Annotated in this window: 14 protein-coding genes; 2 read left to right on the top strand and 12 right to left on the bottom strand. The window is 48.7% G+C overall.

Translation table 11 applies throughout. From position 1 onward, the window contains the following. Nucleotides 1–20 precede the first annotated feature (20 nt). Nucleotides 21–1,811: a tetratricopeptide repeat protein gene (locus V5T57_RS16150; RefSeq protein ID WP_332892283.1), complete on the bottom strand. Its 1,791-nt coding sequence runs from the start codon at nt 1,809–1,811 to the stop codon at nt 21–23. A 255-nt stretch (nt 1,812–2,066) separates the two neighbouring features. Between V5T57_RS16150 and V5T57_RS16145 the strand changes: the two genes are divergently transcribed. After that, nucleotides 2,067–2,423 (top strand): hypothetical protein, encoded by a 357-nt coding sequence (locus V5T57_RS16145; RefSeq protein WP_332892282.1) that lies wholly within the window; start codon nt 2,067–2,069, stop codon nt 2,421–2,423. 16 nt (nt 2,424–2,439) lie between these two features. On the opposite strand, the gene trhP is transcribed toward V5T57_RS16145, so the two are convergent. The 11 genes from trhP to V5T57_RS16090 all read right to left on the bottom strand — a co-directional run bounded on the left by trhP (nt 2,440) and on the right by V5T57_RS16090 (nt 13,268). Then, nucleotides 2,440–3,723: a prephenate-dependent tRNA uridine(34) hydroxylase TrhP gene (trhP, locus tag V5T57_RS16140; RefSeq protein WP_332892281.1), complete on the bottom strand. Its 1,284-nt coding sequence runs from the start codon at nt 3,721–3,723 to the stop codon at nt 2,440–2,442. 49 nt (nt 3,724–3,772) lie between these two features. Next, entirely contained in the window at nt 3,773–4,180 is a 408-nt protein-coding gene (locus V5T57_RS16135) for a group I truncated hemoglobin (protein ID WP_332892280.1), read from the bottom strand. Nucleotides 4,181–4,207: 27 nt separating this feature from the next. Next, the gene (locus tag V5T57_RS16130) at nt 4,208–6,313 is read right to left on the bottom strand and encodes a two-component system response regulator (RefSeq protein WP_332892279.1); all 2,106 of its coding nucleotides are present in this window, start codon (nt 6,311–6,313) and stop codon (nt 4,208–4,210) included. Between the two features lie 495 nt (nt 6,314–6,808). Further along, nucleotides 6,809–8,002 carry an NrfD/PsrC family molybdoenzyme membrane anchor subunit gene (gene nrfD / locus V5T57_RS16125; protein WP_332892278.1) on the bottom strand — a complete coding sequence of 398 codons (1,194 nt, stop codon included), beginning with the start codon at nt 8,000–8,002 and terminating at the stop codon, nt 6,809–6,811. A 15-nt stretch (nt 8,003–8,017) separates the two neighbouring features. After that, the gene (gene dsrO / locus V5T57_RS16120; protein WP_332892277.1) at nt 8,018–8,749 is read right to left on the bottom strand and encodes a sulfate reduction electron transfer complex DsrMKJOP subunit DsrO; all 732 of its coding nucleotides are present in this window, start codon (nt 8,747–8,749) and stop codon (nt 8,018–8,020) included. A gap of 86 nt (nt 8,750–8,835) precedes the next feature. Next, the gene (locus V5T57_RS16115) at nt 8,836–9,180 is read right to left on the bottom strand and encodes a hypothetical protein (RefSeq protein WP_332892276.1); all 345 of its coding nucleotides are present in this window, start codon (nt 9,178–9,180) and stop codon (nt 8,836–8,838) included. 194 nt (nt 9,181–9,374) lie between these two features. Next, on the bottom strand, nt 9,375–9,668 hold the full coding sequence (tusB, locus tag V5T57_RS16110) for a sulfurtransferase complex subunit TusB (RefSeq protein WP_332892275.1): 294 nt from the start codon (nt 9,666–9,668) through the stop codon (nt 9,375–9,377). A gap of 25 nt (nt 9,669–9,693) precedes the next feature. After that, nucleotides 9,694–10,095, bottom strand: coding sequence for a DsrE family protein (locus V5T57_RS16105; RefSeq protein WP_332892274.1), 402 nt, complete (start codon nt 10,093–10,095; stop codon nt 9,694–9,696). Nucleotides 10,096–10,113: 18 nt separating this feature from the next. Further along, a complete protein-coding gene (gene tusD, locus V5T57_RS16100) occupies nt 10,114–10,470 on the bottom strand; it encodes a sulfurtransferase complex subunit TusD (RefSeq protein WP_332892273.1) in 357 nt (118 codons plus the stop codon). A gap of 453 nt (nt 10,471–10,923) precedes the next feature. Next, nucleotides 10,924–12,369, bottom strand: a complete 1,446-nt coding sequence (locus tag V5T57_RS16095; protein WP_332892272.1) for a cobyrinic acid a,c-diamide synthase CobB — start codon at nt 12,367–12,369, stop codon at nt 10,924–10,926. A gap of 32 nt (nt 12,370–12,401) precedes the next feature. Then, a complete protein-coding gene (locus V5T57_RS16090) occupies nt 12,402–13,268 on the bottom strand; it encodes an Mrp/NBP35 family ATP-binding protein (RefSeq protein WP_332892271.1) in 867 nt (288 codons plus the stop codon). A gap of 414 nt (nt 13,269–13,682) precedes the next feature. Here V5T57_RS16090 and hemH point away from each other — a divergent pair, with 414 nt between their 5' ends. Beyond that, nucleotides 13,683–14,693 carry a ferrochelatase gene (hemH, locus tag V5T57_RS16085; protein ID WP_332892270.1) on the top strand — a complete coding sequence of 337 codons (1,011 nt, stop codon included), beginning with the start codon at nt 13,683–13,685 and terminating at the stop codon, nt 14,691–14,693. The last annotated feature ends 91 nt before the right edge of the window (nt 14,694–14,784 follow it).

Here is a 14,784-nt window from a genome sequence, read left to right as displayed (position 1 = left end):
AGCCTACCCGCGATCTTGTACTATGGCTTTAATTTAACCCATTCCCGTAATGCCTGTGCCACCTCTTCAATCACATTTTCCCAGGGGTTGGCGAAACGTACCCCCCTAAAGATCTGCATGGTTGGATACCAAGGGCTATCCTTACGATCTTTAAGCCATCGGAAATCTGCCTTGCAGTATGCCATCATCCACACCGGTACGCCCAAACCACCGGCTAAATGTGCCACCGCCGTATCAATGGTAATCACCAGGTCCAGGTTTTTTATCAATGCTGCGGTGTCATGAAAACTGTGTAAGTGTGCTTCATCATGCTGCATTTTGTGCCACAAAGGGGTTTGCTCATCCCCAACCATGGGATCTTTTTGTAATGAGATAAAGGTAAGGCCTTCAATCTCACCCCAAGAGGTCAGCTCTTCTAAAGGAACCCTTTTATGCATCGCCTTCATGAACATAGGATTACCTGTCCAAACCAACCCCACTTTTTTTCCCCTCACCCCTTTAAGGTGTTTTTTCCACTGTTTAACTGTGGTGGTCTTGGGGTAAAGATAGGGTACTTGCCCAGGTATCTTATTCAGAGAAACCTTCAGACGATGGGGTAGACTCATGATCGGCAACCAATAGTCATATCCCGTTGCTGGTGCGTGATCTAAAAGCCACACTTTATCCACCACCGGCATCTGTTCAAACAACGCACTCAGCGCCGGGTGTGTGACGACAGCCAGCTTACATTTACATCTCTTTTTCAAAGGGGCCAACAGACGGGCCATCTGTAACTGATCACCAAACCCTTGCTCCCCAGCAATCAACAGCGTTTTACCTTTTAGGGGCTCTCCCTGCCAGAGAGGAGCATCGGGCGGTTGCTGTTCCATATAGTGGTGCGTTTGTGTTTGTGTGGCTTTAAAACGGGACTCATAAAGAGACCACCCCTCTTCATATGCGCCCTGCAACAACCGAACACAGCCCAAGCTATACTGTACAAAAGCATGATCTGGCCATTGTTTTAGCGCCTGCTCATACAACTGGGCCGCTTCATCATCCAGTTCAGCTTCCACATTACTCATAAGGTGGGTTGCCAAACTGATCAGCGCCCCACTTTTACCTTCTGAGAGTATAAGCGCTTGGCGTAAATGGTGGGTGGCTTGTTGGGCCAGTGATTTATCCTGCGCCAATGTCGTGCCCAGCGCATGGTGAATTTCCGCTAACTTGGGGTTCAACGTTAAGACACGTTGATAGGCTTTCGCAGCCTCTGGCAGGTGGCCACACTTAACTAAAGCTCTGGCCAAGCGCCAAGGCACTTCAATTTGATGGGGAATAAGGGACTCAGCTTCCTGCAACAGTTCAACCGCCTGGTCATAGAGCTTCTGTTCAAAAATATCAGCGCCCTGCTCAAGCAACACCTGCCCCAAGGTTTGGCCCATAGCCGGATCCATTTGGACCACACGTCGATAATCAGCCACAGCCTCAGCATAGCGCTTAAGCTGCCGATAGCAAAAGGCCCGATTACCCAAATAGACCGGATGGGACGGATCCAATGCAGCAGCCTGCCCAAAGGCCTCGATCGCCGCTTGCCAGCTGTGTTGTTCCAAATATAGGCGGCCGATCGCATCCGCTGTTTCTGCACACTGAGGCTGAAGTTGCTGAGCACGCATCAAAAAAAAGAGGGCACCCGACCAGATTTTATGCACGGTGTACAGCCGCCCCAACGCCAGACAGGCCGTCGCATCATGGGGGTTTTGCGCCAACGCTAAAAAGTGGGGTTGCTCTTCTGAGAAGCCTGTTTCGGGAATAAGGGTAGCTTGCTCACTTTTCACACGTAACCCCATTTTGCTTACCACAGTTATTGTCTATTTTTTTGTTACAGATCATGGACTATGTCTAAATATAGCTTCACTTAATCTAACGACAGAATAACAAGACATAAACAAACGAAATCTATCTAAAAATTAAAATTTTTTGGTAACTATCTGCCAGAATCACCCTCTAATTAGAGTAGGATATTCAATGGAGAAGCCCCTACCTATGAGGACGACATGAAGATATGTAAAAATGAGCAGAAAATCCTTATCATGATCAAGCAGACCCTGCTAGAGATTATGGCAGAACATCGGGATGAAATTCCCAATCACCCAGAAATCTTTGAAGTCTTTGATAATCTACCTAACCTCAATAAAAATACGCTGGTTGAGACGCGTTGCCCATCGTGCCATGGAGATGCCTGCTCATTCGGAGCAGAAATCAAAGACGAGCTGGAAGCCCTGATCAGCGCGAACTCCATATCTGAGATCGCAACAATTTTTGGAAAACGTGGCATCTATGTGAACGGGCGCCGTATGAAGGGTCAACACACTCATGCCATAGATACCAAGACAGGTAAAGCCATTGATGCTCCCGAGATCTCAGCGGATCAGAACATTAAACCCTAAAGATCCGAGGCTCTTATTACGAACAGCGGATGAGAAGCATCCCTTCATGGCTATCCGCAGGTATGGCCTCGGGGATCGGAATACGTACCTGGTGACCTGAACCTGGTGCAACCTCCATAGGGGTACCATCCAGCTTTTCCATCTGAGATAAGATAAAACGATGATTGCCCGTAGGGGTCATCAGTTCAAGCGCCTCACCCACGGCAAATTTGTTTTTCACCTCAACATGCAGCTGGTGGCCACGGCCATTTAATACCTCACCAATAAATTGCTGACTATTTTGGGTACTACCATGCTCATAGTTCTGCATCTCATCAGGGGCATGGCGGTCATAGAAACCTTCTGTATAACCACGGTTAGCCAGATCATCCAACTCCAGCAGCCAGCGCGGATCAAAAGCCTCTCCCCGAGCTGCAGCATCCAGCGCCTTGCGGTAGACCTGAACCGTACGGGCAACATAGAAGAAAGATTTGGTGCGTCCTTCAATCTTCAGGGAGTTCATACCCATTTCAGCCAGCGCTTCTACATGGCGGATCGCACGTAGATCTTTGGAGTTAAACACATAGGTACCGTGTTCATCCTCTTCCATGACCATCCATTCATCTGGCCGATCTTTTTCCTCAATCAGATACATAGGTCCAGGCTCTTCGGCCGGAACCACCCGTCCCTCTTCCGTCTGTGTGGCCGGAACCCCCTTGTAGGACCAACGACAGGCATTGGTACACGCCCCCTGGTTGGGATCACGATGACTCATATAACCTGAGAGCAAACAGCGACCGGAATAAGCCACACACAGCGCCCCGTGAATAAAAGCCTCCAGCTCCATATCCGGACAACGCTCACGGATCGTCGCCATCTCCTCAACGGACAATTCACGGGAAAGAATAATCCGTGAAATACCCATGGTCCCCCAAAACTTAACCGCTTCAGAGTTCACCACATTGGCTTGAACCGACAGATGTAGAATTTGATTGGGCCAATGCTGACGCAAGATATGAATGATGCCAGGATCTGAGACAATCAGAGCATCTGGCTGCATCGCCAGTACCGGTTCCATATCCTTTAAAAAGGTATCAATTTTAGTATCATGCGCCACAATATTGCATGCAACATAGAGCTTTTTACCCGCAGCACGGGTAAGGTTTAGCGCTTCTTGTAAGCCAGGAACATCAAAGTCATTTTCTCGTACCCGCAAACTGTAGCGCGGTAGCCCAACATAGATGGCATCGGCCCCATAGGCCATAGCATATTTTAAACTTTTTAACGTACCTGCAGGGGCTAACAGTTCCGGCGTGGACATAGAAATACTCGATGGGTTGCGGTGTAAGAGGTATGTTCTGTGAAATCGATCAGGCAGGGGCGGGCTGGTTAAGCACCTCATGACGGATGCTCTCCAGAATGGCGCCTGCTTCCTTGATTAACGCTTCGTCAATAGACAACTCTTTGAGCGTCTCAACCAAATTTTCGACCACGGCATCAAAATGGCTATCGTTGAGTCCCTTCTCTTCAACTAAATGCATATGGGCAGCCCTCATGGCTTGCCCGCTATAGCGAGGAGGCCCACCAAAAGCAAAAGTAATAAAATTTTTCTGCATGACGCGTTGCTGCGCCAAATCAACCTGATTAAAAAAATGGTTGATCCGCGTATCTTCCATTACTTTTGCGTAGAACAGATCCACACAGGCTGAAACAGCCTTCTCTCCACCCAAGCGTTCAAACAGAGAGTTAGTGCTGTATACGCCATCCACCGGGGCCATAGGTACTCCTGAAAAAAATGAGGAAGATTAGTCACTAAACTTGGCAAAAGCTTCTTGCATGAAGGTCTCAAAATTCTCTGCATTCAGCGGCCGACCATAGAAGTATCCTTGGATTTCATCACAGGATTCTTGAGCTAAAAAGGTCAACTGTTCCTCATGCTCCACACCTTCTGCAATCACTTCCAAGTTTAGACTGTGCGCCAGATTGATAAAGGCACGAATGATCGCGGCATCTTCAGAGTCTGTGGTGCAGTTTCGCACAAAAGATTGATCAATTTTTAGGGTATCGATAGGGAATTTTTTGAGATAGCTTAACGATGAAAAGCCGGTACCAAAATCATCAATCGCCAGCAAGACACCATAATCAGAAAGAATGGTCAACTTCTCCAGCGTCTCTTCCACATCACCCATGGCTATAGACTCCGTCAACTCCAACTCCAGAAAATGGGCCGGAAGACCACTCTCTTTCACTGTGTTGATCACCATATCGGTAAAGTCAGTAAGACGGAACTGAATACCAGATAGGTTAACGGAAATTCTTAACGGTACTCCCGTTTGATCCATCCAAACCTTACTTTGCCGACACGCCTCTTTCAGTGCCCACTGCCCCATGGGAATGACCAACCCCGTCTCTTCAGCCAACGGTATAAACTCACCCGGAGAGACCATGCCCTGTTCTGGATGTTGCCAACGGATCAAAGCTTCCATTCCAATCAACTTACCTGTCGCAACCTCCATCTGAGGCTGGTAGAACAGTAAGAACTCTTCCCGTTCAACGGCATTCCGCAGACCACTCTCTAAAAGAATACGTGCCAGGGAGGCAGTATTGAGCTCGGAGCGGTAGAACTGAAAGTTATTGCGTCCACTCTGTTTGGCGTGGTACATCGCCGTTTCTGCATTGCGCATTAAGGTACTTGGCTTTTCACCATCGATGGGGAAGATGGTCATACCAATACTGGTACCAATGGAAACCTCAACCTCATTAATCACCATGGGCAGTGCAATACGATCAAGAACTTCTTGCGCCAGTTGCGAAGCATCACGGTTACGGGACATCGCAGGCAGGATGATACCAAACTCATCCCCCCCCAAACGTGCCAAGGTTGTTTTAGCCGGACAGATCTCTTTTAGACGGTCAGCAATTTGCGTGAGTAAGTTATCGCCAACCTCATGCCCCATTGAGTCATTAATAACCTTAAAACGATCCAGGTCAACGATCAGAATGGCCACCCGACTACCGCTGTCTGCCGCTTCAGCCAGCGTCTGGTTTAGACGATCATTAAAGAGCAACCGATTGGGCAGCTCTGTTAAGGCATCATGACCCGACAGGTAGAGCAGATTCTCTTCAGATTCCTTAATGCGGGTTAGATCCGAAAAAACCCCAACATAGCTCTCCGTCTGTCCATCCGGTGTACGGATAGCGCTTATGTTGACCCATTGGGGATAGATTTCTCCATTTTTTCGCCGGTTCCACACCTCACCCTGCCATTTGCCATCATCCAGCAAGGTACGCCACATTTTATTATAGAAGCGGCTGTCATGCCGACCAGACTGCAACAGATTAATATTTTTGCCCAACACCTCTTGTCGATCATAACCGGTAATCGACTCAAAGGAGGGGTTGACGTTGGTAATCTGAGCTTCACTATCGGTAACCACGATACCCTCTGTCGTGTTTTCAAACACTTTTGAGGTCAAGGTTAACTGTCGCTCAGCCATCATCATTTTATAGAGAAAACGTACCCTGTTTTGCAGGCTAACCCAGTGAATAGGTTTGGGGACATAATCCGACGCCCCTACTTCGTAGGCACGGTTAATGGACTCATCATCTTCTAGACTGGTAATGATCAAAATTTGAATATGCGCCGTCGCAGGATCTTCTTTGATGCGTTTACACGCTTCAAAGCCATCCATGACCGGCATTTTAGCATCCATCAAAATGACATCGGGTTGATCTTTGGGGATCTTGTCGATGGCTTGCTGACCATGCTCCGCGGTCACATAGGACCACCCAATCTTTTTCATAAAGTGGCAAAGCAGGGTTTGAATGGCTGGATCATCATCCACCACCATGACCAAAGGCGTACGCCCGTTGGCGTCCAAACTATGCTCTTGCGCTGCAGGTGTCAGCATACGATTTTAAATCCGGTATTCTTGCCACGTCTATAAAAACAGATCCACTTAACGGTTATACACCCTAGACAGGTGCCTAACAGTAGAATCTGTTTTTTCCTGATATCGCTGTAGAAGAGTGGTTTCCAGCAGATTAAAGCATGGCAAAGCTTACATCTGTAGATACACATCCTAAAACGCTATCTATGAAATTATAACCCTTTCATTCTTGCAAAAAAATAGACGCTTCGCTATGGAAAAGCGATAAAAAAAAGCCACAGGAAAAAGTGGTCTTTTAGATCTTTTATCGAATGTCTCTTATCGAACAGATCAGCATAGTGTCTGTTGTTTTATTTCACACGAAGCAGCCCTCTTAAAGGGTGTGATATCGAAGCTTAGTACACCTTAAAATATAGGGCCAGACCATCACCTTTTCTTCCTCCAGCCCATCATTTACTAAAAAAAAAGCCCTCACAATTATGAGGGCTTTTTTTTAGATGTTACGTGCGTTCAGGCTTATGGGTTCCAGGGCGTCCAGGACTCTGGAGCTTCACCCTTTTTGGGTAGCAGACGGAAAAACTTAATACCCAAAACATAGATCAAACCTGCAACCGCAACCCCCCCTAAGCCAAGCAGCAACTCAGGCATTGCAGGCACATAATTGCCCACAGAGCCATCTTGGAAGCTACTGCTTACCTCATACCCTGGGAAAGGGTTAAAGGGATAGGTTTGTCCAGCCAACAAGGTGTGGGCAACAAATGAGACCTCACCGATAATCGCTGCAATCGCAGCCACCATAATGCCGTTAATATCTGAACCCCAAGTTTTATGGGAGAGGATATACAGCGGGGTCAATAGACCAATGATGACAATGCCACCCCAGTACAGCCAAGCCCAAGGGCCCGTCAACAACCAAGTCTCTACCTCATAAAAAGAGGGGCTATAACTCTTGGTGAACTTCTCTACAGCCATGAGGTAGAAGACCATCAAGGTAAAGAAGAGCAGCATATTACGCATACCGAAGATCAATTTATCATCCAATTGACGCTTGGTTTTGCGGTAGGTATAGACCAGTAACAGGGCACAAATTGCGGTTCCAGAGGTTAAGGAAACAGCAATAAAGGTGGGTGCTGTAATGGCCGAATGGAACACTTCACGGGCATGAATGACACCAAAGATAGAACCTGTGCCGGTTGTCAGGATGACACGCCCCGCAAAAGCGGCACTACCTGAGAGTTTGACGAACTTTTCATTGCTCATCATAGCCCAAAGGTAGAAGAAACAGAGCACAACAAACCCTGAGTAGAGGAAGACGTTCCAGGTAAACATGGACTTAAAGTTCATGTGCACCATGGTTAAGAGCATCCGTTCAGGGCGGCCTAAATCCAACACCAGCACCATCAAACCACCAACCAGCAGGGCGATGGATAAGAATGCAGAAAAACGGCGGAACTGCTTAAAGTGGTTATGGGCAAAAACCGTTGCCATGGAGGCAAGGTTCAAAGCACCCGAGGCCATCACCAATAAAGAGATGGCAAAAATGTGGGGTAACCCCCAAACCACTTTGTTATTCATACCGGTCACACCGTGACCGTTCACTTCAATATAGAAGAAGGTCAAAATACCAATACCTGCCAATGCCATAAGGCTCATCAACAACGTATAGTATTCGCGGGAGTTGCCCTGGATCGAGGTAAACTTGCTGATCATGATCGCCGCCCTCCCTTATAGGTTCGTATAATGAACATGAGGCTTCAGCCCCAGATCATCACGAATGGTTCGACTGTTGACCGAAGCCAGCTTTTTGGAGATCTCTGATTCAGGATCATTAATATCTCCAAACAACATAGCCCCACTCTTTTTATCGCATGCTTCCACACAGGCAGGCTGCTCACCTTTATCAATACGGTGTACGCAGAAGCTGCATTTCTCGACCACACCTTTAGCACGGATCGGAACTTCGCGGTTCAACTGTTCAGCTGCTGTGGTATTTTCATGATAAACCAGTGAACGTGCTTTGTAAGGACAGGCGATCATGCAGTAGCGGCAACCGATACAGCGGTGTTTGTCCACCAATACCAGCCCATCCGGACGGATGAAAGATGCGGTTGTGGGGCAAACATCCACACAGGGTGGATTTTCGCAGTGGTTGCACAAAACCGGAAGGCTTTGATCAGGCTTTTTGCCTGTCTTGTCCTTAATGGTGATCTTGCGAATATATTGAATTTGACGGGACTCATCCTCAATCTGGGGGATGTTGTTTTCCGTCGCACAGGCGGTTGTACAGTCCGTACAGTCATCGCCGCACTTGCTGACATCAATGAGCATCGCCCAACGGGCACCCGCATCTGCACCTTTAGGGGCAGGCGCTGCGATAAGACGTAATCCAGGGGCTACCATAGCCCCGGCAGCGATAGCACCACCTACGCCAAGAACCGTTCTTCTATCCATCGTCATGGTTCCGTTCCTGTTGGTCCGTCTGGCGGTGCTGCTATTATACAACCAGCTAACACCGCAGATTAATCGTAAGAAGCCCCTGAAAATCAGGGATAGATGTGGCACGTAAAGCAGTCAGGTTTTACCCCAACATAGGTGTGACACTGATCACAAAACTGCTCACGGCTGGTGTGGCAGTTGGCGCAGCTAAGCAGGCTTTCTGCTGGTTCACGCATACCTAAACGAACCGTATCCACCCGCTTGTGTTTCATCAGCTTCATATGGTTACGTGCCATATCGGCGGTATCCCGGATACACGCTTCCCCTTGAGCTTTTTGTAGCTTAATGGGGCCATGCATACGGTAGCCCTCTTCAGCATCTGCTGGGGCTGAGACTACCACCAGACCCATGGCAAGGGTCAGTGCTACGATGAACGATCGAAACCAAACCACGTTCTCTCTCCTTAGGTAGGGGTGCGCGGGAAGCAGAGGCTACCAGCACAAGCCATCCCTTATGATCCAAACGGCATTAAAAACCGCTCCTTCTCCACCCCCCCAAATATATGGGACCAGTGAAGATCAGGAACGGTCTTTAAAACGGTTCCCACACACAGGTAACAGCGTCACCTGTGTGTGGGATGATCCCATTACAGCCAAGAGTGGGTCTTATTCTGATCCACCAGATCGACAAAGCCGGCATAATCGGTTACTTCGATGCCATCGATCACATTCTTGATACCACGTGCTTTAACATCCGCACTCAGGGCATAAACTTTAAACTTTTTACAAGCTTCCACCAACATCGCCTCTTTAGCGGTACCAGTGGCGGCACCGTAGGCCGCATCTTCCATCAGCAGAATGCAGTCGCCTTCGGAAGCAAAACGCAAGCAGCTATCCAGGCCGTTATTCTGAAAGGGCGATTTGTTTACCATGTGCAGCATTGATCAAATCCTCTCGCCGGGTTGATTAGAAGGGCATGATGTTATGTTGCTCAGCCATCATCTTAGCAATTTCGTCGGCATCGATAATCGTAGGACGAATGTCCTCTTCAGTATCTTCGTCCTCACCAATCACCAGAAGGTCGGCTTCAGTCATGCCGCGATCTTCCATAGACTTACGGTCCACGTACACCTTCTCGATCTCGTAGTCTACCAACACACCGTAGGTAGCTTCAAAACCTTTGATACCCAGCTCTTTGGTATCCTGACCTGCACGCAGTGCATTGACACCATCATCCATGAAAACCACGGAGATGTCGGCGTCATAAGCCGCCATGATCAGTTTCACTTCCAGACCCTCATACACATAAATGCTACCGTGGGGGGCCTTACGCACAGTGAACATGATTTTTTTGATATCGTCAGACATTGTTCGTCGCCTCCCTGATCAGTCGCCAAATACAACCATCTTATCGGCCTCAATGGCCATCATGGTCAACTGACCAAGACCAGAGATGCGCACATTATCTACCAGCACATCATCAACGATACCGCGACGTTTGGCCGCTGCAATGCAGACCACAATGTCGATACCCTTGGCACCCAACTCTGACCAACGGTTGGCGATGTGGCGGTCATCCTGTGGGGGTTCCATCAGCTTAGTGACGTTATAAACGCCATCATGATAGAAAAAGATGCCCCTACACTCGTGACCCTTTTCCAGCGCCGCATTGATAAAGTTATATGCGCTGTCGGATGCCTCGTGGTTATACGGGCCCTCGTAGACCAATACCGCAAATTTCATGTTTTTCCGTCCTCCATCTACGTTAACGAGGAATATGGACGCCAAAGTTATTTTTACAGTGGCTTGCCAGTGAAAAGCACCCCCACATAAAAAATGGCGCAACCAAACAACCATGCGCCACCTCCTGCGGGAGGGGATTTCCTCAAGAAAGACCCGTAATAGAACGTCCGAATATTAGCATATCACGGGATCGTGATATTCGGTAGGGTAAAAAACACCCTGTGCTCTAATCCAAGTAGTATTAAACACTTGGCGAATCTTTTTCCTACAAATCAAGAGAAACACCCTCTTCCTAAAAAGCGCATAAAAAAGGGCAATGACTCAAAACTTGCGCGACATTGTGACGTAAAGTTTCGAAAAAGTCCATGCATTGTGGTGATGGGGCGCATCACATCGAACATATACTGTTAGATGCAAATAGGAAAAACGAAGGAAGGAATTGAAAAATACAGATTAATCTGTGTACGCACCACGTTCTTTCCAAAAACGGGCCAAAAACGGTGCCCATTCTGGTGCACCTTCGACATGAATATGTGCATACGAAGCAAAAATGTTGTTATAGAGAATACCATCATGCCATCCATCCACCCCGCTTCCCCGGGTTACTTGGTAGGCAAACCGCACCCCTTCTGCCAGTTTAGATACGTTGGAATAGTGGAATTCATGACAACAAATTTCCTGATCCTTAGCCGGCCAGGGCAGCTCACCGGTACCATGCACTTTCATATAACCATACCCTTGCGGTTTGGCATTCATGGTGATCTCAATAGGTAGAGCCCCAGCCAACTCAACCCGCTTACCTTGCCATAAAAGCCGCTGACTGAGCACCATCAACCCACCGCACTCGGCATAGATGGGCATACCTAATTCACTACGGGTACGAATGGCATCTAACGTGGCCCGATTTTGCTGAAGATGCTCCATAAACATCTCAGGAAACCCCCCGCCAATGTACAGACCATCCACATGGGGTAGAGGCACCTCTTCAAGCAGACTAAAAGGGACCAGCTCAACGCCGTTTTGAGTCAAAGCCTCCAAATTATCTGGATAATAGAATGAAAAAGCCTGGTCTGCCGCATAACCGACTTTAACCGGTCGACCACCGATATAGGGCGCCTTGCTGGCCAGAGGGGGGGCTTCTTCAGGTACAGCAATGGGGGTGGCGCTCTTGGCCAATGCCATAATCTGATCTAGATCCAGATGCTCCTCCATCATCCGCCCCATCGCTTCCACAGCATGGGGCGCCCCCTCCTTCTCATTCGCAGGCACCAACCCTAAATGACGTTCATCAATAACGATCTCGCGGGTTCGGGGAATGGCCCCCAGAATAGGTATGGGGCAAAATCGCTCAATAGCCGCTCTTAGGCGCTTCTCCTGCCTAGGGGTTGCCACATTGTTAAGGATTATACCAGCAATGGTTTCACCACCGGGAAAATGCAGATGACCACACACCAAGGGTGCCACACTGCGGGCCAAATTTTTACAATCCACCACAAGCAATACCGGCGCACCCAGCCCTTTAGCCAAGGCCGCACTACTATCTCCACCCTCTAGATCCTGACCATCAAACAGACCAAGGTTTCCCTCAATCACCGCAACATCCGCCCCTTCCGCATGGGTTACAAAACTACGCAACACCTTAGGCCGGCCCATAATGAAATCATCAAGATTTCGGCATTCACGCCCAGCGGCCAGCGTATGCCAACGGGGATCGATATAGTCTGGCCCTTTTTTAAAAGGCTGAACCACCAGACCCCGTGCAGCAAGGGCAGCATTAAGCCCGACGGATATAAGGGTTTTACCCGAACTTTTACGGGTAGCAGAAATAAACAGGCGGGGAATACGGTAGGGCATGGGGGCCTCGAATCGTGTGCAGAGGTCAACAGGTGGATCGATCACAACAGATCCACCTGTATTCCTTATCGGCCCGATTAAGCGGTTTCTTCAGCTGCCGCTTCTGCAGCTTCGACTTCCGCCACCAGTTTTTCAGCGATCTCCATGTAGCGCTGGGCATGCTCAGAGTCTGGCTCTGCCATTACAATAGGCAAACCATTATCCCCACATTCACGAATGGCTGGAACCAAGGGCACCTCACCAAGCAGGGGAACCCCACTTTTATCTGCAACGGATTGCGCACCACCGGTAGAGAAAATATCCGTGCGCTCACCGCAATGGCCACAGCTGAAGTAGCTCATATTCTCAACAACACCCAGAATAGGTACGTGCGCAACATTAAACAGAGAGATACCACGTTTAACATCTTGCAGTGCGACATCCTGAGGGGTCGTCACAATCACCGAACCCGCCACTTCAACTTGTTGTGCCATTGAAAGCTGAATATCACCCGTACCAGGGGGGAGGTCGATGATCAAATAGTCCAACATCTCATCATACCCGGTCCAACGAACCTCATGGAAAAACTGCTGAAGCACCTGAAACAATACAGGACCACGCCAAACCAGCGGCTGCTCCTCTTCCACCATAAAGCCGATGGACATTAAGGGCATTTTATGGGCGATAACGGGCTTAATACGCCCCATAACATCAGGCTCTGGGCGGTCATTGACCCCTAGCATAGTCGGAATACTGGGACCATAGATATCTGCATCCAACAACCCCACCTTATGTCCTTGACGCTGTAGAGCAAAAGCCAGGTTTACAGAGAGTGTTGACTTACCCACCCCACCCTTCGCGCTGTAGACGGCGATCACATGCTTAACCCGATCTACCTGCTGCTTTTTGGGCATGGGGTAGGTCTCGGTATCCATATTCTCAGCGGTCTTACTATTCTGTTCCATGTCATATCCTCAATTGGGGTACACCAGCTTTGGGGGATGTTACCCGAAAATCCTCTGCTTTAGCTGCCCTCTTTCGGCATGCAGAAGAAAAATTGGTTCCACAAAATATCAAATTTAATGGTATTACCGCCACCCTTGCTGGTTTAGTTTCCCCATAGCTTCGGTAACTTGGCTCATTTCATCTATCTGCACACCCCATTCATCATATGCATTTCTCCCTTACTGCAGATGGGTTTTATCTTTGCTCAAAGCGGTTGTGAACGGTATATATGAGGGTTGAAACCTGAGCGTGGCGATGTGCGGATCACCACCATTTGACCTTTGTTAAAAAACAGGTTTCCATAACAATAATAAAAACAGTCCGCCCCAAATGGGGGGGAAACTTGGCCGCACCTGTGAAGGAGCCGTAAGCCCATGGCCCATGCCGAAACAGCAATATTATTGGTGCAACTTGGCACCCCCGACGCCCCAACAGAAGAGGCGGTACGCCGTTATTTAAAACAGTTTTTGAGTGACCGCCGCGTTGTAGACATGAACCGCCTTATCTGGTGGCCGCTGCTCAATGGTGTCATTCTGCGAACCCGCCCTAAAAAGAGCGCTAAACTTTACGAAAAGATTTGGCGAGAGGATGGTACCTCTCCCCTACTCCACTACACCCGCGCCATGCAGCACGAGATGGCTCGTCGTTTTCAGGGCCGCCACAGTAGTGGTGTTCGGGTTGATTATGCCATGCGGTATGGCAACCCTGGCCTACGGTGTAAAGTTGGCTCCCTGGTACGAGAAGGGGTACGCCGACTGCTCATTGTCCCCTTATTCCCCCAGTATGCCGGTGCCACAGTGGCATCTGTCATGGATGAGGTGATGCGCCCAATGCATATACACCGGCTTATGCCGACCTTGCGCGTCATGACCCCTTACTATGCCCAGGACGCCTACATCAATGCCTTGGTGGAGAGCCTTGAAGGGGTTGACCTTAGCGAACCTGACCATCGTCTTCTACTCTCCTATCACGGCCTACCCAAGCGCCATGTGGATGAGGGAGACCCTTATGAAAACCACTGCCAAACCACCACGCTACTGCTCACAGAAGAGCTGGATTTACGCCATGATCAGTGGTTGATGAGTTATCAGTCCCGCTTTGGTAATGAACCTTGGCTAGAGCCCAATACTGAAGATTTATTTAAAACCCTACCCAGCCAGGGTATTAAAAAACTCACGGTCATGTGCCCAGGATTTGCCTCTGACTGCCTGGAAACCCTAGAGGAGATTGGGGAGACCGGGAAAGAGACTTTCTTAAAAGCAGGTGGCGAGTCCTTCAATTACATTCCTTGCCTCAACATTGAGCCTTATTGGGCGGATGCTTTGGAGAAGATGATTGAGGATGAAATGCACGGCTGGCTACATAACCCACACATGGACATGTAATAGCTAAGACTCATTCACACAAAAAGCCCAGCCTATATTGGCTGGGCTTTTTTTTACTTAACACCCATACTCTTACTTTTATTTCTTATGC

Source organism: Magnetococcus sp. PR-3, from assembly GCF_036689865.1.
Taxonomy (GTDB): domain Bacteria; phylum Pseudomonadota; class Magnetococcia; order Magnetococcales; family Magnetococcaceae; genus Magnetococcus.
The sequence above is the reverse complement of the archived record's forward strand: the minus strand, read 5'-3'. Positions and strand labels throughout refer to the sequence as shown.

Coding starts and splice junctions, on each gene's coding strand:
- hemH (WP_332892270.1), top strand. CDS start 13,683: ATGGCCCATGCCGAAACAGCAATATTATTGGTGCAACTTGGCACCCCC.
- V5T57_RS16145 (WP_332892282.1), top strand. CDS start 2,067: ATGATCAAGCAGACCCTGCTAGAGATTATGGCAGAACATCGGGATGAA.
- tusB (WP_332892275.1), bottom strand. CDS start 9,668: ATGCTGCACATGGTAAACAAATCGCCCTTTCAGAATAACGGCCTGGAT.
- tusD (WP_332892273.1), bottom strand. CDS start 10,470: ATGAAATTTGCGGTATTGGTCTACGAGGGCCCGTATAACCACGAGGCA.
- V5T57_RS16090 (WP_332892271.1), bottom strand. CDS start 13,268: ATGGAACAGAATAGTAAGACCGCTGAGAATATGGATACCGAGACCTAC.
- V5T57_RS16105 (WP_332892274.1), bottom strand. CDS start 10,095: ATGTCTGACGATATCAAAAAAATCATGTTCACTGTGCGTAAGGCCCCC.
- trhP (WP_332892281.1), bottom strand. CDS start 3,723: ATGTCCACGCCGGAACTGTTAGCCCCTGCAGGTACGTTAAAAAGTTTA.
- dsrO (WP_332892277.1), bottom strand. CDS start 8,749: ATGACGATGGATAGAAGAACGGTTCTTGGCGTAGGTGGTGCTATCGCT.
- V5T57_RS16135 (WP_332892280.1), bottom strand. CDS start 4,180: ATGGCCCCGGTGGATGGCGTATACAGCACTAACTCTCTGTTTGAACGC.
- nrfD (WP_332892278.1), bottom strand. CDS start 8,002: ATGATCAGCAAGTTTACCTCGATCCAGGGCAACTCCCGCGAATACTAT.
- V5T57_RS16130 (WP_332892279.1), bottom strand. CDS start 6,313: ATGCTGACACCTGCAGCGCAAGAGCATAGTTTGGACGCCAACGGGCGT.